Consider the following 22,254-nt stretch of genomic DNA (forward strand, 5'->3'; position numbering starts at 1 on the left):
TGCACCTCCTTCTGTCGAAATCTCATACTACTACTGCTGATCATGGGATCAAAACAAATTTTTACGTCGATCTAGGTGCCAAATTGACAAATACGAGATAATTCAATTGCTCAACTATCGACCACTTATAGCAACAGTGCTAACCTATAGATGATATGTATGCATATCGTTATTCCTGATTCTCTATTTGGATTGGCGAAAGCCAGAAGAGCCACCCTTCAAGTTGTTGAAGCTCAACTCATAGTGATTCAGGCCATTACATTGGCAATGGATATGCCTGACAGTTAGGTACCTTAATGCGCCCAACAACCGTCAGGTTCGCACATACAAATCGTAGTGCAATGCGCCGCCGCAGTGGTTTCACTTCTGCGTTTAAGGCGAAACAAGTTGCGTCAACTATGACTCTGGTTGAGAAGACAGCGGCCGAACCAAGTGTTCCAACCAAAGTAGTTAAAGCGGCTTAATTAAAAAGCGCAGCGATTGCTGCGCTTTTATCTTTACTCTCCCCCCTTTTCCCATTTGGTGTTCGCCAAGCAATTTGATACCTTTAGTAGCAAATAACACCTATAAATTCTGTGGAGAAAGAAATGAAGTGTCATCGTATTGAAGAACTACTTGAACTGCTTGAACCTGAGTGGCACAAAGATCAAGAAATGAATCTACTGCAGTTCATTGTAAAACTAGCAAATGAAGCGGGTTATGAAGGTAAGTTGGAAGATTTAACCGATGACGTGCTGATCTACCACCTTAAAATGCGTAACAGCAGCAAAGACGAGATGATCCCTGGTCTCAAGAAAGACCAAGAAGATGACTTCAAAACCGCAATCCTACGTGCGCGTGGCATCATCGAATAAACAGCTCAATACCCCCCTTCTAAGCGGCTCATCCGAGTCGCTTTTTTATAACAACATCAAGTAGATTCAAGTAACTACTATCACTGTTCACTCATTTATCAAGTTAACTGCACTGACTTTTGTTGTTAAACGTTGACTGCGTTAAAGAAACGCAATTGTTATTAATTGTATAATCCTCCGTTCATCAGTGTTTACTAAAATAATTTGTCCTGTCATGGTTCATGACATGGGTATAGCAACGATGTTATCGAGTGGCATCAACAGAAGTGTCGCCGCACATGATAAAAAGCCTAAAGAAGGAAATGTCCATGAGTCAGGATAAAATCGATATCAAAGATGTGACTCCCAAAAGCTATAATCCGAAAACCCACAAAGGGAAAGGCGATCGGTTCAATCCTAGCAATCGAATTTATGTTCGTGAAAGTAAAGGAACCTACCAAAAACTGCGCCGCTACGGTGGTTGGTTCTTGCTACTGCTGTTCGCGATTACGCCATGGATTCCTTATGGCGAACGTCAGGCCATTTTACTTGATATTGGCAACCAGCAATTTAACTTTGTCGGTACCACCCTTTACCCTCAAGACCTAACCTTACTCGCTTTACTGTTTGTCATCGCGGCATTTGGATTGTTCTTCATTACTACCTTTTTAGGTCGGGTTTGGTGTGGGTATCTGTGTCCACAAACCGTATGGACCTTTATGTACATCTGGTTTGAAGAAAAGTTAGAGGGCAGCGCAAATAAACGCCGCAAGCAAGACGCCAATAAAATAACTGCCAATTTAGCGATGCGCAAAATGCTCAAACACATCGCTTGGTTTGCTATTGCGCTCGCGACTGGCTTCACTTTTGTTGGGTACTTTGTCCCCATTAAACAACTGGTACTGGGCTTTTTCACGTTAAGTTCCAGCTTTTGGCCTGTTTTTTGGGTGATGTTTTTTGCCATCTGCACCTACGCCAATGCAGGTTGGATGCGATCCATCGTCTGCTTACACATGTGTCCATATGCGCGCTTCCAATCAGCAATGTTTGATAAAGACACTTTTATTGTGGGCTACGACACCACACGTGGTGAGCAACGCGGACCTCGCTCTCGTAAAGCCGATCCAACACAGCTTGGTTTAGGTGACTGTATCGACTGTGATCTGTGTGTTCAGGTGTGCCCAACAGGTATAGACATTCGTGACGGCTTACAGTACGAATGCATCAACTGTGGGGCCTGTATTGATGCATGTGACCAAACCATGGAGCGTATGGGCTATGAGAAAGGCCTGATCAATTACACCACCGAGCACCGCTTATCCGGTAAACAAACCAAGGTTCTGCGTCCGAAACTACTTGGCTATGGCGCAGTGTTGTTGGTGATGATTGGCTTGTTCTTCCTTCAAGTCACCTCCGTTGACCCAGCCGGCATGAGCGTACTGCGTGATCGTAACCAGTTGTTCCGCGTGAACAGCTCTGGCGAAGTGGAAAACACCTACACCCTGAAAATCATCAACAAAACCCAACAAGTTCAAGAATACAACTTGGATGTGGAAGGGTTGAGCAACGTCAGTTGGTACGGCAAACAGACCATTGAGGTACAGCCGGGCGAAGTCTTCAACTTACCAATGAGCCTAGGCGCAGATCCTGACAAGCTAAACTCTGCGATCACGACAATTCAGTTTATACTCAGCGATAAGAGCAACGAATTCACTATCGAAGTGGAAAGCCGATTTATCAAGAAGCTATAACTTCGATAACTAATGGAACAAGGCTCAGCAATGAGCCTTTTTATTTATATGTCCCAAGGTACTTTCAACTTTGATGCCCTAACGCCCGACTTTATGTGGTATGCACTAGAGAGCATCGGTATTCGTGCAGAATCTGGTTTTCTTCCTCTCAACAGTTACGAAAACCGCGTTTACCAATTCACTGACGAAGAGCGCCAACGCTACGTGGTGAAGTTTTATCGCCCTGAGCGTTGGAGAAACGAGCAGATTCAGGAAGAGCACAACTTCACGCTTGAACTGATCGACAACGAAATCCCCGTCGCTCCCCCTATATGCATCAATGGCCAAACCCTACATCATTACCAAGGTTATGGCTTTGCTCTATTTGAAAGCGTGGGTGGTCGTCAGTTTGAAGTCGACAACCTTGAACAACTGGAAGGCGTTGGCCGTTTTCTTGGACGTATCCACAAAGTGGGCAGCAAAAAAGCATTTCAGCATCGTCCGACAATTAGCTTGCAAGAATACCTCTACCAACCCCGTGAGATTCTGCAAAGTTCAGACATGATCCCAATGCATTTAGAAAACAGCTTCTTCAATGATTTGGACATACTTATCAAAGCGATCGAAAGTCACTGGCAAGAAGGCTTTAACACTATTCGCCTGCACGGTGACTGCCACCCAGGTAATATTCTATGGCGCGATGGCCCGATGTTTGTCGATTTGGATGACTCACGTAATGGCCCTGCCGTGCAAGATTTGTGGATGTTACTGAATGGTGAACGCCAAGATAAGTTAATGCAGCTCGATATTATCCTCGAGGGATATCAAGAGTTTTGCGATTTTAACGCGACAGAATTGAAACTAATTGAGCCACTACGCGGTCTACGAATGGTCCACTATATGGCATGGCTAACAAAACGCTGGCATGACCCCGCATTTCCGCTCGCTTTTCCATGGTTTAATGAGCCAAAATACTGGGAAGGTCAGGTACTTGGATTTAAAGAGCAGATTGCCAGTTTAGAAGAAGCACCACTGTCTTTAATGCCCCAATGGTAAGTTAGGCCAAACAATAAAAAAATGGAGATATTTAGATGAAAAAGCTGTTCGCACTGTTTTCTATGCTCATGCTAAGCCTATCGGCACATGCTGCACAATTTAAAGAAGGGGAGCATTACAAGGTATTGGATCTGGAGGCATCTAAAAAGCCACTCGTGACCGAGTTCTTCTCTTTCTACTGCCCTGCCTGTAATCGATTTGAGCCGATCATTCAGCAACTGAAAAAGCAGCTGCCAGAAAACGTAAAACTACAAAAGAACCACGTGTCATTCATGGGTGGCAACATGGGGATCTCAATGAATAAAGCATACGCCACGATAGTTGTGCTGAACGTCGAAGACAAAATGGTGCCAGTGCTCTTTAACCGCATTCATAACATGGGTAAAGCTCCTCGTGACGAAGTAGAACTGCGCCAAATCTTCATTGATGAAGGTATTGATGCAAAGAAATTCGACGCGGCATTTAAAGGCTTCGCGGTCGACTCTATGGCTCGCCGTATGGATAAGCAATTTGAAAACAGCGGCATCACTGGCGTTCCAGCGGTTGTCGTTAACAACAAGTACCTGATTCAAGCGCAAAGTATCAAATCAACCGATGAATACTTTGCTCTAGTGAATTACTTGCTTACGCTAAAGTAATTCACACCAAACGCCAAAAGGGGAGCTGGTGTTCCCCTTTGTTATTTATGAATGCCTTGCAACAACTGGTCTTTCTCTTGCCACACATCACCAAGCCACTGCTGGAACTGACGCTTGTAAAGCTTGTCGTTGAAGTAATCCCCCAGAACACGCTCATCCACGGGTAGTACACTGACCCGCACGACAATCTTGTTCATCCGTCCCATCAATATGTCTTTAAATGGCTTATCGGTGTTTTCTGGGTACGCCAAGGTCACATCAATGATGTTCTCAAACTGATCGCCCATCGCCGCTAGCGTGTAAGCAATACCCCCAGATTTTGGCTGCAACAAATGTTGATAACCCACACGGCTCTTGCGTTGCTTTTCCTCGGTGAAACGAGTGCCTTCGACGTAATTTACCACCGTAGTTGGCGTGTGTTTGAACTTGGCACATGAGCTGCGCGTGGTTTGCAAATCTTGACCACGCTTGTGCGGATTGCGGATCAAATACTCTCGAGAATAGCGACGCATAAATGGCATATCCAGCGCCCAACAGGCCATACCAATAAAAGGCACATACAATAATTGCTGTTTTAAGAAAAATTTTGGCATTGGAATGCGATCTTTAAATACACAACACAGTACAACAATATCAGTCCAACTAAGATGATTACTGATCAGCAGGTACCAACCGTCCTTCTTTAGATTGTCGCCACCTTGAATATCCCACTCAACGCGGTTGAACAAGGCAAGAATGCCAGCATTGACAGTGGCCCAAACCCACATCATTTTGTTGGCAGCCTCTGTGCCTTTGGCTTTAAGCTTCGCAGTTGGAAGCAACCGCTTAAAAATAGCGATGATACAAATTGCGATAGAGCAAAGAGCAGAGTTTAAAATCACGAAAAAAACGGTAAAAATAAATATTAGGTATGCCAACATCTTCATCAAACAATAGCTTAAAGTGCGTGAGTAATAAAACAGCGTGTAATTATACAAGTCCATGGTCACATTGAAACATTTGTAACAATGGTCAGATTTGTTTTCACAATAAAAAAGTGAACTCATGCTCAAAAACACTCTTCATTCGACAAACAAGGAGAAAGCGAATGAATCCAAGGATCACCTTATTGCCTTTGGCCTTTATCGTCAGTTCAGCACAAGCTCAACTTGCAGAAACCGCCGGTTTTAGCGGCGAGATTTCATTGAATACTGGCTTCGTCTCATCAGAGTCCAACTTCAACACCGATGGCAATAGCACAATTACGTCACTCAACCAGCGTGCCGAAAGTGATGAATCTTTTATCGTAGCTCCTTTGGGCAGCGCCGCGTATACCTTGGGTAACAAACTCAATCACCAAGTGTACGCTGGTACTACGCGCTCCGATATCGCGATCGGTACTCTCGCCTTCCAGCTTGGTTATAAATACCAACTCGCTTCGGACACTGTGCTCGACTTTTCCTATCTACCGACCATCTTGAAAGGAGAGACATGGCAAGACCCATACCTAACTGGGCAATCGAGAAAAACCACCGATGAAGGCGGCAATGCGTTTCGTCTCCAAATCAACCGCTTCTTAGACAACAACTTTAATCTTGATTTGGCTTACGCAGAGAAAAACGTAGAGAAAGATACCGTGACCGATTCTTCCCTGCTGCGTGATGCAAAGATCTACTATATCAAAGGTGACTACCGCATTCCACTTAGCCGCACGTCGATACTGCAACCCGCACTTACCTACGTCTACCAAGATGCGGATGGCGATGCTGAATCCTTCGACTCCTACCGATTCGAACTCAGTTGGTTCAAGTTCGTTAATCGCCATCGTTTTGCGGTTACGGCAGGCTACACATTGAAAAACTACGAAGCAGCAAGTGACACGTTCGATAAAATACGTGATGACGGCAAACTCAGTTTATTCGCCGCCTACGAGTATAAGAATGTGTTCGATTGGCAAAATTGGTCGCTCATTTCTCTGGCAGGTTATGGGCACAACGACTCCAACATCACCTTCTACGATGAAAAAGAGTCCCTACTGACTGTCGGTTTGAACTACGCTTTCTAATCGCTTTAATCGCAGCAAGTGACGTTTTCTCGCTGCGATTTTCTACTCATCTACACGGCTTGCGCGGTCAACTGTTTGAGCAATCTATCCATCGCTCGATAACCTAATGCTTCGGCAAGATGGGGACGCTCAATTTGTGGCGATCCTTCAAGGTCAGCAATGGTACGCGCCACTTTGATGATCCGGTGATAAGCCCGAATAGAAAGCCCAAGGCGATGAAGTGCATTTTCCAAAAACTCCGCATCGCTTTTCTGCAGCGGGCAGAAAGCTTCTATCTCACGACTCCCCAGCAGTGCATTTACTTTACCACTGCGATTGAGCATGCAGCCACGCGCTTTATTCACCCGCTCTTTAACGACAGCTGTCGGCTCTCCCCTATCTCCCCCTTCAGCCAGTGTGCCTTTGGGTAGTGCTGGAATTTCTAGCGACATGTCAAAGCGATCGAGCAAGGGCCCGGATAAGCGACCAAGATAACGCAATATCGCCTGTGGGTTGGTTCGCGCTTGGTTGCCTTCGTAATAACCTGTTGGACTTGGATTGAGTGCACCGACCAATTGAAAGCGGGCTGGAAAGCGAGTTTTACCTTGTGCGCGTGAGATAATAATCTCCCCAGACTCTAAAGGCTCACGCAAAGAATCAAGCACTTTTCGGTCAAACTCTGGCATCTCATCTAAGAACAATAAGCCGTTATGAGCTAACGAGATCTCTCCCGGCCTTGGGATGGAGCCTCCGCCAACCAATGCCGCCATGGAGCTAGAGTGATGCGGCGCGCGAAGTGGCCTTGTCTTCCAGTTGTGTTCATTGATTTCACTTTGAGTTAGCGATGCAACAGCGGCCGTTTCCATCGCTTCTTCATCGCTCATTTCAGGTAATAAGTCACACAAGCGAGAAGCCAACATGGTCTTGCCGGTACCTGGAGGGCCAAGAAAAAGGAGATTGTGATTCCCTGCAGCTGCAATCTCCAGCGCTCGCTTACCCTGCTGCTGACCAATAATGTCCTGCAAGTCACGACGGTGTGTCTTAACCTCTTTTTTCTTAAGTGTTTGGTACAAATTTAATTGATGTTGGCCACAAAGCTCAGCACAGACTTCCAATAATGATTGGGCTGATTTGTGCTGATCTTTACCGACTAACGCCGCCTGATCGCCATTGGCATGGGGCACCACTAAACAGCGCTGTTTCTTATTCGCAGCAAGCGCCGCTGGCAACACACCTTTTACCGCTCTCAATCCACCAGAAAGCGCTAATTCACCGACAAACTCATAACTTTTGAGCTTATCTGTCGCGATCTGCTCTGAAGCAGCCAAAATCCCTAATGCAATCGGCAGATCAAAGCGCCCCCCTTCTTTAGGCAAATCCGCTGGTGCCAGATTGACCGTAATACGCTTGGCAGGAAACTGAAAATTTGAATTGACGATCGCACTGCGAACGCGATCTTTCGATTCTTTTACTGTGGTTTCTGGTAATCCAACCAGCGTAAAGCCTGGCATCCCATTACTGATGTGAACTTCCACGCTAACTGACGGCGCTTGCACACCCACACTTGCCCGACTATGAATGATTGCCAGCCCCATAAATTCCTCAATTTTGTATACGTTATATGATCATAGATTACCTATCTGGATAGGTTATATAGCGCGTACAGATTGGAACTAAATGTGAAAAAAGAATGAGTTTTTGCTTGTCATGCAGCAGATTTGTGTGTTACCACTAGTGACGCAAACATTTTCGTAGAACATTACACAATACTTTTTAACGAAAACAGAACGACAGACAGATGAACTTAATCGCTCACATCAACTCACTGCTAGCCCTGATTATCGTGGTCATTATTGGCACCGCACGGGGTATTGTGGGCGAAAGATAACCACAAATTACAAAAAACCCCCGCACTGAGAAGTCCGGGGGTTTTTTTACAACTACACGTTGTCATCTGTCTAACCCTCAGACAGCTTAACGGGAAGAATGGGAGTGCACATGAAGTGCAAAACGCATGGCGATAGCTACGAGCCACAACGTAGCAAAGGAGGTTTACGATGACCGGTGCAGAACTAGTCGTAGCCGCTTTAAGGCAGCAAGGTATCAAGACGGTGTTTGGGTATCCGGGGGGAGCCATCATGCCAATCTACGATGCGTTGTATGACGGAGGTGTCGAGCACATCTTATGCCGTCATGAGCAAGGGGCTGCGATGGCCGCTATCGGGATGGCTCGCGCGACACAAGACGTTGCGGTTTGTATGGCCACTTCCGGCCCAGGCGCCACCAACCTTGTTACTGGCCTTGCCGATGCCTTCCTCGATTCCGTTCCTCTCGTCGCCATCACAGGTCAGGTTGCTAGCTCTCATATCGGTACCGACGCATTCCAAGAAATAGATGTGATCGGAATATCCCTAGCTTGTACCAAACACAGCTATCTAGTGACCGACATTAAAGACCTTGCCCCAACACTCGCCGAAGCGTTCGAAGTGGCAAAAGCCGGTCGCCCGGGCCCTGTGATTGTCGATATAGCCAAAGACGTTCAGCTTGCACAGGCGCCAACCGAGCTCCTGCCTCCATATATTCCACCAGCTATCCCTCAAGTGAGCGATAAAGACATCAAACGCGCACAACAAGTACTGGCCGCTTCTACCCGCCCTGTATTATACGTCGGCGGTGGTGTTCAGCTAGCGAAAGCAACAGGAGCAGTACGTGAGTTCCTACGTTTAAACCCAATGCCAGCGGTAAGCACGCTAAAAGGCTTAGGGACAATTGAACGCCATGACCCGCACTACCTGGGTATGTTGGGTATGCACGGCACCAAAGCGGCTAACCTTGTAGTTCAAGAATGTGACCTTTTGATTGTGGTTGGGGCTCGTTTTGATGACCGCGTGACAGGTAAGCTTGATACCTTTGCCCCACATGCGAAAGTGATTCATATCGATATCGATGCGGCAGAAATCCATAAGCTGCGCCACGCCAATGCACCACTGCGCGGCGATATCAATACCATTCTTCCTCAGTTAGAATTAACCCAAGATATTTCACCTTGGGTGCATCACAGTGAAAGCCTACGTAGCGGATTCAAATGGCGCTACGACCACCCAGGCGAACTTATCTACGCACCGTTATTACTTAAGCAACTGTCAGATATGATGCCGGATAGCTCAATTGTCTCAACCGACGTAGGTCAGCATCAGATGTGGGCTGCACAGCATATCCAACCGCGAGCTCCACAAAACTTCATAACCTCTGCAGGTCTTGGCACCATGGGGTTTGGCTTACCAGCTGCGATGGGCGCAGCTGTCGCTCGAGCGGATGATCAGTCTATTCTTATTTCTGGTGACGGCTCATTCATGATGAACGTGCAAGAACTCGGCACGCTGAAACGTCGTCAGATCCCCGTGAAGATTGTTCTCCTCAACAACCAGCGTCTTGGCATGGTTCGTCAGTGGCAGTCATTGTTCTTTGATGGTCGCCACAGTGAAACCATTCTTGATGACAACCCAGACTTCGTCATGCTGGCAAAAGCGTTCGATATTCCGGGGAAAACCATCACCAAGAAAGAAGAAGTCGAACCGGCGCTCAAAGAGATGCTGGAAAGCAAAACTTCATACCTGCTTCACGTTTTGATCGATGAAGAAGAGAACGTGTGGCCACTTGTACCACCTGGCGCATCAAACAGTGATATGTTGGAAAACACCTAGGAGACCATCACATGGACAGATATTTACTCGACATCAAAGCCGATGACAAACCGGTACTGTTAGAGCGCGTTCTTCGTGTGATTCGTCACCGAGGCTTTGTGATCAAACAAGTGGCTGCAACGCAAAACCACGCAAGCAGAGTCGCCAGCGTAGAGATCATCGTCGACAGCGATCGACCGATCTCTTTTTTGGTCAATCAAATTGAGAAGTTGTGGGATATCCGTACTGTTGAAGTACTTAAGATCTGCAACGATGAACTCCCAAATCACAACTTACAACAACACGTGAGTGCATAAGGAAGGCAATAAATGGCAATGAACACTGCAGATTTTATTTGGTTTAATGGTGAGATGGTTCCGTGGGCAGAGGCGAACGTTCACGTTCTTACTCATGCGATGCATTACGGCACCTCTGTTTTTGAAGGCGTACGCTGCTACAACACGCCAAAAGGGCCAATTGTCTTCCGTCACCGTGAACACGCACAACGTTTAAAAGACTCTGCCAAGATCTACCGCTTCCCGATCCCATACTCCGTAGAAGAAATCATGGAAGCAACACGCGAAACACTACGCCAGAACAAACTCGATAGCGCTTACATTCGCCCATTGGGTTTTGTCGGTAATGTCGGTTTGGGTGTGTGCCCACCTGTTGGTACAGAGATGGACCTAATCATTGCAGCGTTCCCTTGGGGTTCATACCTAGGCGAAGAAGCGTTAGAAGCAGGCGTTGATGCAATGATTTCTAGCTGGAACCGCGCCGCACCAAATACCATCCCTACCGCAGCAAAAGCAGGCGGCAACTACCTTTCCTCACTGTTGGTTGGTGGTGAAGCGCGTCGCCACGGTTACGATGAAGGCATTGCTCTAAGCGTTGATGGTTATCTATCGGAAGGTGCCGGTGAAAATATCTTTGTCATCAAAGATGGCGTGATCACCACACCACCAGCAACCAGCGCGATTCTCCCGGGCATCACTCGTGACTCGATCATGACCATTGCACGCGATAAAGGTTATGAAGTACGTGAAGCGAATATTGCTCGTGAAGCACTTTACCTTGCCGATGAAGTATTTATGACAGGTACCGCGGCCGAAGTTGTGCCAGTGGCAACCATCGACAAAATTGAAGTGGGCACTGGCAAACGCGGCCCAATTACTAAAGAACTGCAAACGGCCTACTTTGGCCTATTTAACGGCACCACCGAAGATAAGTGGGGTTGGTTAGACTATGTGTACCCAGAGCAAAAGTAAGAAGGATTAGGAAATGCCAAAATATAGATCAGCTACCACCACACATGGTCGCAACATGGCGGGGGCGCGTGCATTATGGCGTGCAACAGGCGTAAAAGATGAAGACTTCGGTAAGCCAATCATTGCCGTCGTAAACTCGTTTACTCAATTTGTTCCGGGTCACGTACATCTCAAAGACATGGGTCAACTTGTTGCCCGTGAAATCGAAAAAGCAGGCGGTATCGCCAAAGAATTCAACACCATCGCGGTAGATGATGGTATCGCTATGGGTCACGGCGGCATGCTCTACTCGCTGCCATCTCGCGAACTGATCGCAGACTCTGTGGAGTACATGGTTAACGCGCATTGTGCCGATGCAATGGTGTGTATCTCTAACTGTGACAAAATCACTCCGGGAATGTTAATGGCATCCATGCGCCTCAACATCCCTGTCATCTTCGTGTCTGGTGGTCCAATGGAAGCGGGTAAAACCAAGCTTTCTGATCAGATCATCAAGCTAGACCTTGTTGATGCAATGATCCAAGGCGCGGATCCAAAAGTGTCTGATGAACAAAGCGAGCAGATCGAACGCAGCGCATGTCCAACCTGTGGATCGTGTTCAGGAATGTTCACGGCAAACTCAATGAACTGCCTAACTGAAGCGCTGGGTCTATCTCAACCAGGTAATGGTTCAATGCTAGCAACTCACGCTGACCGTGAGCAGCTATTCCTTAATGCAGGTCGTCGCATTGTTGAACTGACTCGTCGTTACTACGAGCAAGATGACGAATCGGCATTGCCACGCAACATCGCAACCTTTGATGCCTTTGAAAACGCAATGGCACTGGATATCGCGATGGGTGGCTCAACTAACACCATTTTGCACCTATTGGCAGCCGCACAAGAAGGTGAAGTGGATTTCGATATGGAAGATATCGATCGTCTGTCTCGCCAAGTACCACACCTATGTAAAGTAGCACCATCCACGCAAAAATATCACATGGAAGACGTACACCGCGCTGGTGGTGTCATGGCTATCCTTGGTGAACTAGACCGTGCAGGTCTACTACACAATCAAGCTCGCACTGTACTTGGTCTTTCAATGAAGGAGCAGTTAGCGAAATACGACATCATCCAAACGGAAGATGAAGACGTACTAAAGTTCTTCCGAGCAGGTCCTGCTGGCATTCGTACCACTCAAGCTTTCTCACAAGATTGTCGCTGGGATCGCCTTGACGACGATCGTGTAGAAGGTTGTATTCGTGCCATCGATCATGCCTTTAGCCAAGAAGGCGGTCTAGCGGTTCTATCAGGCAACATCGCATTAGACGGCTGTATCGTTAAAACCGCAGGCGTTGATGAGAGCATTCTTAAATTCACTGGCCCTGCAGTGGTATTTGAAAGCCAAGAAGATGCGGTAGAAGGCATCTTGGGCGGTAAAGTCAAAGCTGGCGACGTGGTTGTTATCCGTTACGAAGGCCCTAAAGGTGGTCCGGGCATGCAAGAGATGCTTTACCCAACCACTTACCTAAAATCGATGGGACTTGGTAAAGAGTGTGCGCTTCTGACTGACGGTCGTTTCTCTGGTGGTACATCTGGTCTGTCTATCGGCCACGCCTCTCCTGAGGCTGCCAACGGCGGAGCTATTGGCTTGGTTAAACAAGGCGACATGATCGCAATTGATATCCCAAACCGTTCGATTTCACTCGAAGTGTCGGAACAAGAACTTGCTGAGCGCCGTGCAAAACAAGACGAATTAGGCTGGAAGCCAGTTGACCGTCAACGTGAAGTTTCATTTGCACTCAAAGCGTACGCAAGTATGGCGACCAGTGCTGACAAAGGTGCAGTACGAGACAAATCTAAGCTAGAGGGCTAGCTTATGACCGACTCTCTATTTTCAGGGCAAGAGCCTCAAACTGGCGCAGACTATCTGCGCCAAATCCTCCGTGCGCCTGTGTATGAAGTCGCGACGGTGACACCACTACAAGATATGCCTCGCCTTACTGAGCGTATCGGCAACCATGTGCAAATCAAACGAGAAGATCGTCAGCCCGTGCACTCATTCAAGTTGCGCGGCGCATACAACATGGTGGCAAGTTTATCTGAAGCGCAAAAAACCGCGGGCGTGATTGCTGCATCCGCTGGCAACCACGCACAGGGCATGGCACTTTCAGGCACTAAGCTTGGCATCAAAACCACCATTGTGATGCCAAAGACAACACCTGACATTAAAGTCGATGCGGTGCGCAGTTTTGGTGGCAATGTGGTGCTGCACGGCAGCAACTTTGATGAAGCAAAAGCCGAAGCCGAACGCCTTTCAGGGCTACATGGTTACACCTTTGTTCCGCCATTCGACCATCCACTAGTGATTGCAGGTCAAGGCACCATCGGCATGGAAATGCTGCAGCAAAATGGTCACCTTGATTACATCTTCGTTCCTGTCGGTGGCGGTGGTTTAGCCGCTGGTGTTGCAGTACTGGTGAAACAACTAATGCCGGAAATCAAAGTGATTGCCGTAGAACCGGAAGACTCATCATGCCTAAAAGCGGCACTGGATGCCGGAGAGCCTGTCGTGCTTGACCAAGTCAGCATGTTTGCCGATGGTGTGGCAGTAAAGCGTATTGGTGAAGAGACATTCCGTTTATGCCAAAAGTACATTGATGGCCATATTGCGGTCTCCAGTGATGAAATCTGCGCGGCAGTCAAAGACATCTTTGAAGACACCCGTGCGATTGCAGAGCCTTCGGGAGCACTTGCTCTGGCGGGTTTGAAGAAGTTTGCAGAACAGAACAAACTGGAAGGCAAGAATCTAGGCACTGTGCTGTCTGGTGCCAACACCAACTTCCATGGTCTGCGTTATGTTTCTGAGCGTTGTGAACTTGGTGAGAAACGTGAAGGTCTGCTTGCGGTCACCATCCCTGAGCGTCAAGGCGCATTCTTTGAGTTCTGTAATCTCATTGGCGGCCGCGCGGTGACGGAGTTTAACTATCGCTACAACGATGACGCATTAGCAAATATCTTTGTCGGTGTGCGTTTGCAAGGCGGTCAGGAAGAGCTAGAAAACATCATTCATGATTTACGTGATGGTGGCTACCCTGTGGTTGACCTGTCTGAAGATGAAATGGCGAAGCTGCACGTACGCTACATGATTGGTGGTAAGCCATCTAAGCCACTCAAAGAACGCCTCTACAGCTTTGAGTTCCCGGAGTACCCAGGAGCACTGCTTAAGTTCTTAAGTACACTCGGAACCCATTGGAATATCAGCTTGTTCAACTACCGCAACCACGGTGCGGACTACGGACGCGTTTTATGTGGTTTCGAGTTAGATGAAAGCGATTTAGCTCAGTTTTCTGCGCATTTACGCGAACTTGGCTATCAATGTAAAGACGAAACAGACAACCCGTCTTACAAGTTCTTCTTGTCCTAGAACCAACAAAGCCACTTTCCTTGAAAGTGGCTTTTTATTAGTACTGTAACCAATCTTGATGTAACTGGTTTGGAGCACCTAAGTAATCCACCATCCATTGGATCAACTTATGGTTGTCATCTTTACGCCATACCAAACAACACTGGCTTAGTGGCTTGTCATCCTGCAGCACCTTTTCCACCAGCACACCCTCATGGATAAGAGGCATAGCAATAAGACGTGGCATATAACCGACCCCGACCCCATTTTTTAAACATCCAATCGTAGTAAACCGTGCATTAGCGAGTGCGAAGCAAAGTGCAGCAAGCGCTGCAGTGATGGCACCTTATATAGACAACAAAGCCGCTCATAATGAGCGGCTTTGGTTTATATTGTTAAAAACTTACTTCTGTTTTACTGGTCGCTGCCAACCCGTAATTTTGCGCTCTTTCACGCGAGTGATCACAAGCTCACCTTCTCCCACGTCTTTGGTCAACGTGGTGCCAGCACCAATGGTTGCGCCATCAGAGATAGTAACAGGAGCCACTAACTGGCTATCAGAGCCGACAAACACATCGTTACCAATGATGGTTTTAAACTTGTTTGCACCATCGTAGTTACAAGTGATGGTACCCGCACCAATGTTAGTACGTTGACCGATCTCTGCATCCCCGAGATAAGTGAGGTGATTGGCTTTAGAACCTTCGCCGATACGTGCATTTTTCACTTCAACAAAGTTACCCACGTGAGAGTCATTGCGCATCTCAGCCCCTGGACGAAGGCGCGTAAATGGACCAACGGTACACTCTTCACCGACGGTCGCCCCTTCAATCACACTGTAAGGGCGAACGATGGTATTGTCATCGATTTCGCAATCTTTCAATACACAACCAGTACCGATGACGACGTTATCACCTAAGGTTACTTTGCCTTCAATAATAACATTGACATCAATTTCACAATCCATACCGCATTGCAGTTCACCACGCAAATCAAAGCGAGCTGGATCACGCAGCATCACGCCTTGCTCTAACAGTTTTTGCGCTTGCATTGACTGGAATGCACGCTCTAGACGAGCCAATTGTGCACGGTCGTTCACACCTTCCACTTCAATTGGATTGACTGGATGTACCGCCTCGACAGCACGGCCTTCATCATGCGCAGCGGCAATGACGTCCGTTAAGTAATATTCGCCCTGTGCGTTTTGGTTGTTTAAGCCTGACAACCAACGCTTCAGATCGCCACCTGTCGCAACCATCACGCCCGTGTTGATCTCTTTAATTAATTTCTGCTCATCTGTCGCGTCTTTTTGCTCGACGATTGCAATCACAGGCCCATTTTTACGCACGATGCGGCCATAGCCCATCGGGTTGTCTAATACCACCGTCAATAAGGCAATGCCACCCGTTGGCTGTGCATCCAGTAGCCCCTCAAGTGTCTCTTCGGAGATCAATGGCACATCACCGTAAAGTACTAAGATCTTTTCATCATCTTCAAATTGAGGTGATGCTTGATCAACGGCATGACCCGTACCCAGTTGCTCAGCTTGCAGTACCCAGTTTACCGACTCTTCTGCCAGTGTTTCCTGCATCTGATTCCCACCGTGACCGTAGACCAAATGAATATTTTGCGCGCCTAATCCATTGCAGGTATCAATTACGTGTTTCACCATTGGCTTGCCAGCTAAAGTGTGCAACACCTTCGGTTTATTGGAATACATGCGAGTCCCTTTGCCCGCTGCGAGGATAACCGCACTAAATTTCATTAAGTAACCTATACGTTGTATAAAAACTGGGGCTATTTTAGACACTAATCGTCAATTAGTTAATTGCAGAGGAAAAATTTCCGTCAAAAAAAAAGCAAAAAGGCGGTCATATGACCGCCTTTATCACTATTGAAACAACGCTGTTGATTAACGACGCTGTTTTGTCAGCTCGATAACTCGTAGCTGAGCAATGGCTTTAGCCAGTTCGCTGGCCACTTGTGCGAAGTCCATGTCACCATGCTGATTCTGGATTTGCTCCTCAGCGCGGCGCTTGGCTTCTTCAGCCTTAGCTGCGTCTAGATCTTCACCACGAATCGCTGTATCAGCCAGTACTGTCGCAGTACCAGGCTGAACTTCGACCATACCACCAGAGACATAAATGAACTCTTCGTGGCCGTGCTGTTTCACAATACGCACCATACCAGGCTTAATAGCGGACAACAGCGGAGTGTGGCCATGGAAAATACCCAGCTCACCCTCGCTACCGGTCACCTGGAACGTTTCAACGCGACCAGAGAAAATTTGTTTCTCTGCGCTTACCACGTCTAGGTGAAAGGTTATTGGTGCCATATCGCCTCCTAGTTAGCCTTATAGCTTCTTCGCATTCTCGATAGCATCGTCAATCGTACCGCAGTACATGAACGCTTGCTCTGGAATGTCATCGTATTCACCAGCTAGTAGACCTTTAAAGCCACGTAGAGTCTCTTTAAGAGGTACGTAAATGCCTGGGTCACCAGTAAATACTTCCGCTACGTGGTAAGGCTGAGTTAGGAAACGCTCAATCTTACGTGCACGAGATACGACTTGCTTATCTTCTTCAGAAAGCTCGTCCATACCTAGGATCGCGATGATGTCTTTCAGCTCTTTGTAGCGCTGAAGCGTCTGCTGAACACCGCGAGCCACGTCGTAGTGCTCTTGACCTACAACCAATGGATCTAGCATACGAGATGTAGAATCTAGTGGGTCGATCGCTGGGTATAGACCCATCGCTGCGATGTTACGGTTAAGTACAACCGTTGCATCCAAGTGCGCGAACGTGGTTGCTGGAGACGGGTCAGTCAAGTCATCCGCAGGTACGTATACCGCCTGTACAGACGTGATAGAACCTTGCTTAGTTGACGTGATACGCTCCTGAAGTACACCCATCTCTTCTGCTAGCGTTGGCTGGTAACCTACCGCAGAAGGCATACGACCTAGCAGTGCTGATACCTCAGTACCTGCAAGCGTGTAACGGTAGATGTTATCAATGAACAGAAGTACGTCACGACCTTCGTCACGGAACTTCTCTGCCATTGTTAGACCCGTCAGTGCAACACGTAGACGGTTGCCTGGTGGCTCGTTCATCTGACCGTAAACCATCGCTACTTTTGATTCTTCAGGCTTCTCAACGTTTACAACGCCCGCTTCCTGCATTTCAAAGTAGAAGTCGTTACCCTCACGAGTACGCTCACCAACACCAGCAAATACTGATAGACCAGAGTGTTGAAGTGCGATGTTGTTGATAAGTTCCATCATGTTAACGGTCTTACCTACACCTGCACCACCGAATAGACCGATTTTACCACCCTTAGCGAATGGACAAACCAAGTCGATTACTTTAACACCGGTTTCTAGAAGTGCTGTTTCGTTTGATTGCTCTTCGTAGCTTGGCGCTTCACGGTGAATAGAGTAAGTCTCTTCTGCACCGATCTCACCACACTCATCAATCGCGTCACCTAGGACGTTCATGATACGACCTAAAGTTTTAGTACCTACTGGTACTGAAATTGGAGCGCCAGTGTTAACCACTTCAACTCCACGACGTAAACCATCAGAGCTACCCATTACGATACAACGAACTACGCCACCGCCTAGCTGTTGTTGAACTTCAAGAACAAGACGCTCTTTTGAGTCCGTTACGTTTAGAGCGTCATATACACTTGGTACATCGCTCTGTGGGAACTCTACGTCGACTACCGCACCGATGATCTGTACGATCTTACCTGTAGCCATCGTTAATCCTCTAAACTGTTTCGTTTTACCTAAGCTTAAACCGCAGATGCACCACCAACGATTTCCGATAGTTCTTGTGTGATCGCAGCCTGACGGGCTTTGTTGTACACAAGTTCTAGATCTTCAATCAAGTTGGTTGCGTTATCCGTTGCAGCCTTCATCGCAATCATTCGAGCCGCTTGCTCACAAGCAAGATTCTCTACCACACCTTGGTATACCTGAGACTCTACGTAACGCACTAGTAGCGTATCCAGTAGAGGTTTTGGCTCAGGCTCATAGATGTAGTCCCATGAGTGCTCACGCTGCATCTCTTCGCTGTCCGATTTAGGCAAAGGTAGCAATTGATCGATCGTTGGTTGCTGAACCATGGTATTTACAAATTTGTTGAATACCACGTATAGACGGTCCAGTTCACCTTCATCGTATTTCTTAAGCATTACGCCAACAGAACCAATGAGGTCTTCTAAGCTTGGGTTGTCGCCAAGACCAGAGACCTGTGCCGCAATTTTTGCGCCACCATGTCGGAAGAAGCCAGTTGCTTTAGAGCCAATCACTGCTAACTCAACTTCAGCACCTTTCTCTTTCCATGCTTGCATGTCTGTTACGGCTTTTTTGAACACGTTAATGTTCAAACCACCACACAGACCGCGGTCTGTTGAAACGATGATGTAACCAACACGTTTAGCTTCACGCTCTTCTAGGTACGGATGACGGTACTCTAGATTTGCGTTCGCCACATGACCGATCACTTTACGCATTGTTTCAGCGTATGGACGAGAAGCTTGCATTGCGTCTTGAGAACGACGCATTTTTGAAGCTGCTACCATTTCCATCGCTTTCGTAATTTTCTGCGTGCTTTTAACACTACCGATTTTATTACGTATCTCTTTTGCGCCGGCCATCGTTACTCTCCGTTAGTTGGTGGCAGAACCTGCCACCGACCTAATTACCAAGTTTGGGTTGCTACAAAATCGTCGGTCAGCTTCTTCAACTGAGCTTCGATTTCATCGTTGTATGCACCCGTCTTGTCGATCTCAGCTGCCAATTCAGCGTATTGACCGCGAGCGAACGATAGTAGAGCCGCTTCAAAATCTAGCAGTTTGTTCAATTCAACATCTGCTAAATAGCCGCGCTCTGCCGCGAAGATAACTAGCGCTTGGTCAAATACAGACATAGGAGCGTACTGCTTCTGCTTCATCAGTTCTGTTACTTTTTGACCATGGTTTAGCTGTTTCTTCGTTGCTTCATCAAGGTCAGATGCGAACTGTGCAAATGCTGCTAGTTCACGGTACTGAGCTAGAGCAGTACGGATACCGCCAGATAGCTTCTTGATGATTTTCGTCTGAGCTGAACCACCTACACGAGATACTGAGATACCAGGGTCAACGGCTGGGCGGACACCCGCGTTGAATAGCTCAGTTTGTAGGAAGATCTGACCATCGGTAATCGAGATTACGTTAGTCGGTACGAATGCTGAAACGTCACCTGCTTGAGTTTCGATGATAGGAAGCGCAGTTAGAGAACCGGTCTTACCTTTCACTTCACCATTAGTGAAACGCTCTACGTACTCTTCGTTTACACGAGCTGCACGCTCTAGTAGACGCGAGTGTAAGTAGAATACGTCACCCGGGAATGCCTCACGGCCTGGTGGACGTTTTAGTAGTAGAGAGATCTGACGGTAAGCTACCGCTTGCTTAGATAGGTCATCGTAAACAATCAGTGCGTCTTCACCGCGATCGCGGAAGTATTCACCCATCGCACAACCTGCGTATGGCGCTAGGTATTGTAGCGCTGCAGATTCAGAAGCAGATGCAACAACAACGATAGTGTTTGCTAGCGCGCCGTGCTCTTCTAGTTTGCGAACTACGTTAGCGATAGTCGATGCTTTCTGACCGATTGCTACGTAGATTGAGAAAATACCAGAGTTTTTCTGGTTGATGATCGCATCGATCGCCATTGCTGTTTTACCAATCTGGCGGTCACCGATGATAAGTTCACGCTGACCACGACCGATTGGGATCATTGAGTCAACAGACTTATAACCAGTTTGCACAGGTTGATCTACCGATTTACGGTCGATTACGCCTGGTGCGATCACTTCTACAGGTGAAGTCAGTTTCGCTTCGATTGGACCTTTACCATCGATAGGCTCACCCAGCGTGTTTACTACGCGGCCTAGTAGTTCTGGACCAACTGGCACTTCAAGAATGCGGCCAGTACCTGTAACTTTCATGCCTTCCTTAAGGTCAGCATATGGGCCCATTACTACCGCACCAACCGAGTCACGCTCAAGGTTAAGTGCTAGTGCATAACGGCCACCCGGTAATTCAATCATTTCACCTTGCATCACGTCCGCTAGGCCGTGGATGCGGATGATACCATCGCTTACCGATACGATAGTACCCTCGTTACGAGCTTCACTAACAACGTCGAAAGATTCGATACGTTGTTTGATCAGATCGCTAATTTCCGTGGAATTAAGTTGCATGCTCCAATCCCCATTAAGACTGCAATGCATCGCTCAGGCGGTTCAAACGACCACGCGCTGAGTTATCGATGACTAGGTCTCCGGCTCGAATAATAACCCCACCAAGTAGGGTCTCATCTACACTGCAATTCAGCTTCACTTTGCGTTCAAGACGCAGTTCAAGTTTGCTGCTGATGTTTGCTTGTTGTTCATCAGAAAGCTCGCTTGCTGAAATGACTTCAACATCGATTTCTTTCTCATGCTCTTGTTTCAGAGCAAGGAACTGTTCACAGACATCAGGAAGGGCCGCTAAACGACCATTCTCAGCCATCACCTTAATCAGGTTTTGACCGTGCGCATCAACTTGTTCACCGCAAACGGCAACAAAGATTTCTGCCATTTTCTCGGCAGAGATAGAGCCAGTTAACAGCTCTTTCATTTGTTCGTTCTTAGCTACTTCTGCAGCAAAAGACAGCATTTGACCCCATTGGTCTAACTGATCTTTGCCCACTGCAAAGTCGAAGGCTGCTTTAGCATAGGGGCGTGCGATTGTAGTCAAATCAGACATATGCGCCCCCAGACTTAAAGTTTTGCAGTAATGTTGTCGAGAATATCTTTCTGAGCGTCTTTATCGATCGCACGCTCTAGGATTTTCTCAGCACCAGCTACAGCCAGAGTAGCAACTTGTTTGCGCAGATCATCGCGTGCACGATTACGTTCAGCTTCAAGTTCTGCTGCTGCTTGCGCTAGGATTTTCTGGCGTTCTGCCTGAGCTTCCTCGCGTGCTTCATCAATAATTTGAGCTTTGCGTTTATTCGCTTGTTCGATGACCTCAGTTGCTGTGCGCTTCGCTTCTTTCATCTGATCAGAAGCGTTGGCTTGTGCCAGATCCAAGTCTTTCGCAGCACGTTCAGCTGCTTGAAGACCATCAGCAATTTTCTTCTGACGTTCTTCAATCGCTTGCATGATAGGCGGCCATACATACTTCATGCAGAACCACACAAACAGTGCGAACGAGATTGCTTGACCTAGCAGAGTTGCGTTTATATTCACAACAGCTACTCCCTTTTAAGAATCAACTACAAAAATACAATTAACAGAGTTGTTAATTAGCCTGCTAGTTGACCCACAAATGGGTTTGCGAAAGTGAATAGTAGCGCGATTACGATACCGATCATTGGAACCGCATCAAGTAGACCCGCGATGATGAACATCTTAACTTGTAGCATAGGAGCCATTTCTGGTTGACGTGCTGCACCTTCTAGGAATTTACCACCTAGCAGTGCGAAACCAATCGCTGTACCAAGAGAAGCAAGACCGACGATAATACCTACGGCGATTGCAGAAAAGCTCAGTAAAGTTTCCATTACTATCTCCAATTTATAGTTGTTGGCTTAGTGCCCAAATAAAAAGC

The 22,254-nt window shown here is 47.3% G+C and carries 22 protein-coding genes and 1 pseudogene; 12 read left to right on the plus strand and 11 right to left on the minus strand.

What is annotated here, in order from left to right; genetic code table 11:
- Positions 1-159: 159 nt before the first annotated feature.
- The 6 genes from AK966_RS20215 (at position 160) to AK966_RS17310 (ending at position 4,257) form a co-directional block, all read left to right on the plus strand.
- Entirely contained in the window at positions 160-288 is a 129-nt protein-coding gene (locus tag AK966_RS20215; protein WP_259343781.1) for a hypothetical protein, read from the plus strand.
- 8 nt (positions 289-296) lie between these two features.
- Positions 297-464 carry a hypothetical protein gene (locus tag AK966_RS17290; protein WP_099080468.1) on the plus strand — a complete coding sequence of 56 codons (168 nt, stop codon included), beginning with the start codon at positions 297-299 and terminating at the stop codon, positions 462-464.
- A 123-nt stretch (positions 465-587) separates the two neighbouring features.
- Positions 588-854: a YihD family protein gene (locus AK966_RS17295; RefSeq protein ID WP_099080469.1), complete on the plus strand. Its 267-nt coding sequence runs from the start codon at positions 588-590 to the stop codon at positions 852-854.
- Positions 855-1,162: 308 nt separating this feature from the next.
- Entirely contained in the window at positions 1,163-2,584 is a 1,422-nt protein-coding gene (gene ccoG / locus AK966_RS17300) for a cytochrome c oxidase accessory protein CcoG (RefSeq protein WP_099080470.1), read from the plus strand.
- A gap of 48 nt (positions 2,585-2,632) precedes the next feature.
- On the plus strand, positions 2,633-3,619 hold the full coding sequence (locus AK966_RS17305; RefSeq protein ID WP_119464607.1) for a serine/threonine protein kinase: 987 nt from the start codon (positions 2,633-2,635) through the stop codon (positions 3,617-3,619).
- A 35-nt stretch (positions 3,620-3,654) separates the two neighbouring features.
- Positions 3,655-4,257 carry a thiol:disulfide interchange protein DsbA/DsbL gene (locus tag AK966_RS17310; RefSeq protein WP_099080471.1) on the plus strand — a complete coding sequence of 201 codons (603 nt, stop codon included), beginning with the start codon at positions 3,655-3,657 and terminating at the stop codon, positions 4,255-4,257.
- 41 nt (positions 4,258-4,298) lie between these two features.
- Here the strand turns inward: AK966_RS17310 and AK966_RS17315 are convergent, their stop codons facing one another.
- Positions 4,299-5,177 (minus strand): acyltransferase, encoded by an 879-nt coding sequence (locus AK966_RS17315; RefSeq protein ID WP_119464608.1) that lies wholly within the window; start codon positions 5,175-5,177, stop codon positions 4,299-4,301.
- Between the two features lie 167 nt (positions 5,178-5,344).
- Between AK966_RS17315 and AK966_RS17320 the strand changes: the two genes are divergently transcribed.
- Positions 5,345-6,301, plus strand: coding sequence for a DUF2860 domain-containing protein (locus AK966_RS17320; RefSeq protein WP_099080472.1), 957 nt, complete (start codon positions 5,345-5,347; stop codon positions 6,299-6,301).
- Between the two features lie 50 nt (positions 6,302-6,351).
- Here AK966_RS17320 and AK966_RS17325 read toward each other — a convergent pair whose 3' ends face one another.
- Positions 6,352-7,875 carry a YifB family Mg chelatase-like AAA ATPase gene (locus AK966_RS17325; RefSeq protein ID WP_119464599.1) on the minus strand — a complete coding sequence of 508 codons (1,524 nt, stop codon included), beginning with the start codon at positions 7,873-7,875 and terminating at the stop codon, positions 6,352-6,354.
- 462 nt (positions 7,876-8,337) lie between these two features.
- Between AK966_RS17325 and ilvG the strand changes: the two genes are divergently transcribed.
- Genes ilvG through ilvA form a run of 5 tightly spaced genes read left to right on the plus strand, consistent with a single transcriptional unit; the run spans position 8,338 to position 14,637 of the window.
- A complete protein-coding gene (ilvG, locus tag AK966_RS17330) occupies positions 8,338-9,984 on the plus strand; it encodes an acetolactate synthase 2 catalytic subunit (RefSeq protein WP_099080474.1) in 1,647 nt (548 codons plus the stop codon).
- 11 nt (positions 9,985-9,995) lie between these two features.
- Complete coding sequence (ilvM, locus tag AK966_RS17335; RefSeq protein ID WP_099080475.1) at positions 9,996-10,280, plus strand: acetolactate synthase 2 small subunit; 285 nt, start codon at positions 9,996-9,998, stop codon at positions 10,278-10,280.
- A gap of 12 nt (positions 10,281-10,292) precedes the next feature.
- Positions 10,293-11,231: a branched-chain-amino-acid transaminase gene (ilvE, locus tag AK966_RS17340; RefSeq protein WP_099080476.1), complete on the plus strand. Its 939-nt coding sequence runs from the start codon at positions 10,293-10,295 to the stop codon at positions 11,229-11,231.
- Between the two features lie 13 nt (positions 11,232-11,244).
- On the plus strand, positions 11,245-13,086 hold the full coding sequence (gene ilvD, locus AK966_RS17345; protein ID WP_099080477.1) for a dihydroxy-acid dehydratase: 1,842 nt from the start codon (positions 11,245-11,247) through the stop codon (positions 13,084-13,086).
- A gap of 3 nt (positions 13,087-13,089) precedes the next feature.
- Entirely contained in the window at positions 13,090-14,637 is a 1,548-nt protein-coding gene (ilvA, locus tag AK966_RS17350; RefSeq protein ID WP_119464600.1) for a threonine ammonia-lyase, biosynthetic, read from the plus strand.
- Between the two features lie 37 nt (positions 14,638-14,674).
- Here ilvA and AK966_RS17355 read toward each other — a convergent pair.
- The 9 genes and pseudogenes from AK966_RS17355 to atpE all read right to left on the minus strand — a co-directional run.
- Positions 14,675-14,908 (minus strand): annotated as a pseudogene (locus AK966_RS17355) (LysR substrate-binding domain-containing protein); the annotation flags it as partial.
- A 111-nt stretch (positions 14,909-15,019) separates the two neighbouring features.
- Positions 15,020-16,381: a bifunctional UDP-N-acetylglucosamine diphosphorylase/glucosamine-1-phosphate N-acetyltransferase GlmU gene (gene glmU, locus AK966_RS17360; RefSeq protein WP_099080479.1), complete on the minus strand. Its 1,362-nt coding sequence runs from the start codon at positions 16,379-16,381 to the stop codon at positions 15,020-15,022.
- A 147-nt stretch (positions 16,382-16,528) separates the two neighbouring features.
- The gene (locus tag AK966_RS17365) at positions 16,529-16,951 is read right to left on the minus strand and encodes a F0F1 ATP synthase subunit epsilon (protein WP_099080480.1); all 423 of its coding nucleotides are present in this window, start codon (positions 16,949-16,951) and stop codon (positions 16,529-16,531) included.
- A gap of 18 nt (positions 16,952-16,969) precedes the next feature.
- On the minus strand, positions 16,970-18,373 hold the full coding sequence (atpD, locus tag AK966_RS17370) for a F0F1 ATP synthase subunit beta (RefSeq protein ID WP_119464601.1): 1,404 nt from the start codon (positions 18,371-18,373) through the stop codon (positions 16,970-16,972).
- Between the two features lie 35 nt (positions 18,374-18,408).
- The gene (gene atpG / locus AK966_RS17375; RefSeq protein ID WP_099080482.1) at positions 18,409-19,275 is read right to left on the minus strand and encodes a F0F1 ATP synthase subunit gamma; all 867 of its coding nucleotides are present in this window, start codon (positions 19,273-19,275) and stop codon (positions 18,409-18,411) included.
- A gap of 44 nt (positions 19,276-19,319) precedes the next feature.
- The gene (gene atpA / locus AK966_RS17380) at positions 19,320-20,861 is read right to left on the minus strand and encodes a F0F1 ATP synthase subunit alpha (protein WP_099080483.1); all 1,542 of its coding nucleotides are present in this window, start codon (positions 20,859-20,861) and stop codon (positions 19,320-19,322) included.
- A 13-nt stretch (positions 20,862-20,874) separates the two neighbouring features.
- Positions 20,875-21,408, minus strand: a complete 534-nt coding sequence (gene atpH / locus AK966_RS17385; protein WP_099080484.1) for a F0F1 ATP synthase subunit delta — start codon at positions 21,406-21,408, stop codon at positions 20,875-20,877.
- Between the two features lie 14 nt (positions 21,409-21,422).
- On the minus strand, positions 21,423-21,893 hold the full coding sequence (gene atpF, locus AK966_RS17390; protein WP_099080485.1) for a F0F1 ATP synthase subunit B: 471 nt from the start codon (positions 21,891-21,893) through the stop codon (positions 21,423-21,425).
- 56 nt (positions 21,894-21,949) lie between these two features.
- Positions 21,950-22,207 (minus strand): F0F1 ATP synthase subunit C, encoded by a 258-nt coding sequence (atpE, locus tag AK966_RS17395; protein ID WP_005372317.1) that lies wholly within the window; start codon positions 22,205-22,207, stop codon positions 21,950-21,952.
- Positions 22,208-22,254 lie beyond the last annotated feature (47 nt).

Source organism: Vibrio sp. PID23_8 (genome assembly GCF_003584965.1).
In the GTDB taxonomy this organism is placed as follows: Bacteria; Pseudomonadota; Gammaproteobacteria; order Enterobacterales; family Vibrionaceae; genus Vibrio.

Bases quoted from the DNA above. Each gene is read 5' to 3' on its own strand.
- AK966_RS20215 (WP_259343781.1), top strand. From the start codon at position 160: ATGCATATCGTTATTCCTGATTCTCTATTTGGATTGGCGAAAGCCAGA.
- AK966_RS17290 (WP_099080468.1), top strand. From the start codon at position 297: ATGCGCCCAACAACCGTCAGGTTCGCACATACAAATCGTAGTGCAATG.
- AK966_RS17295 (WP_099080469.1), top strand. From the start codon at position 588: ATGAAGTGTCATCGTATTGAAGAACTACTTGAACTGCTTGAACCTGAG.
- ccoG (WP_099080470.1), top strand. From the start codon at position 1,163: ATGAGTCAGGATAAAATCGATATCAAAGATGTGACTCCCAAAAGCTAT.
- AK966_RS17305 (WP_119464607.1), top strand. From the start codon at position 2,633: ATGTCCCAAGGTACTTTCAACTTTGATGCCCTAACGCCCGACTTTATG.
- AK966_RS17310 (WP_099080471.1), top strand. From the start codon at position 3,655: ATGAAAAAGCTGTTCGCACTGTTTTCTATGCTCATGCTAAGCCTATCG.
- AK966_RS17315 (WP_119464608.1), bottom strand. From the start codon at position 5,177: ATGTTGGCATACCTAATATTTATTTTTACCGTTTTTTTCGTGATTTTA.
- AK966_RS17320 (WP_099080472.1), top strand. From the start codon at position 5,345: ATGAATCCAAGGATCACCTTATTGCCTTTGGCCTTTATCGTCAGTTCA.
- AK966_RS17325 (WP_119464599.1), bottom strand. From the start codon at position 7,875: ATGGGGCTGGCAATCATTCATAGTCGGGCAAGTGTGGGTGTGCAAGCG.
- ilvG (WP_099080474.1), top strand. From the start codon at position 8,338: ATGACCGGTGCAGAACTAGTCGTAGCCGCTTTAAGGCAGCAAGGTATC.
- ilvM (WP_099080475.1), top strand. From the start codon at position 9,996: ATGGACAGATATTTACTCGACATCAAAGCCGATGACAAACCGGTACTG.
- ilvE (WP_099080476.1), top strand. From the start codon at position 10,293: ATGGCAATGAACACTGCAGATTTTATTTGGTTTAATGGTGAGATGGTT.
- ilvD (WP_099080477.1), top strand. From the start codon at position 11,245: ATGCCAAAATATAGATCAGCTACCACCACACATGGTCGCAACATGGCG.
- ilvA (WP_119464600.1), top strand. From the start codon at position 13,090: ATGACCGACTCTCTATTTTCAGGGCAAGAGCCTCAAACTGGCGCAGAC.
- glmU (WP_099080479.1), bottom strand. From the start codon at position 16,381: ATGAAATTTAGTGCGGTTATCCTCGCAGCGGGCAAAGGGACTCGCATG.
- AK966_RS17365 (WP_099080480.1), bottom strand. From the start codon at position 16,951: ATGGCACCAATAACCTTTCACCTAGACGTGGTAAGCGCAGAGAAACAA.
- atpD (WP_119464601.1), bottom strand. From the start codon at position 18,373: ATGGCTACAGGTAAGATCGTACAGATCATCGGTGCGGTAGTCGACGTA.
- atpG (WP_099080482.1), bottom strand. From the start codon at position 19,275: ATGGCCGGCGCAAAAGAGATACGTAATAAAATCGGTAGTGTTAAAAGC.
- atpA (WP_099080483.1), bottom strand. From the start codon at position 20,861: ATGCAACTTAATTCCACGGAAATTAGCGATCTGATCAAACAACGTATC.
- atpH (WP_099080484.1), bottom strand. From the start codon at position 21,408: ATGTCTGATTTGACTACAATCGCACGCCCCTATGCTAAAGCAGCCTTC.
- atpE (WP_005372317.1), bottom strand. From the start codon at position 22,207: ATGGAAACTTTACTGAGCTTTTCTGCAATCGCCGTAGGTATTATCGTC.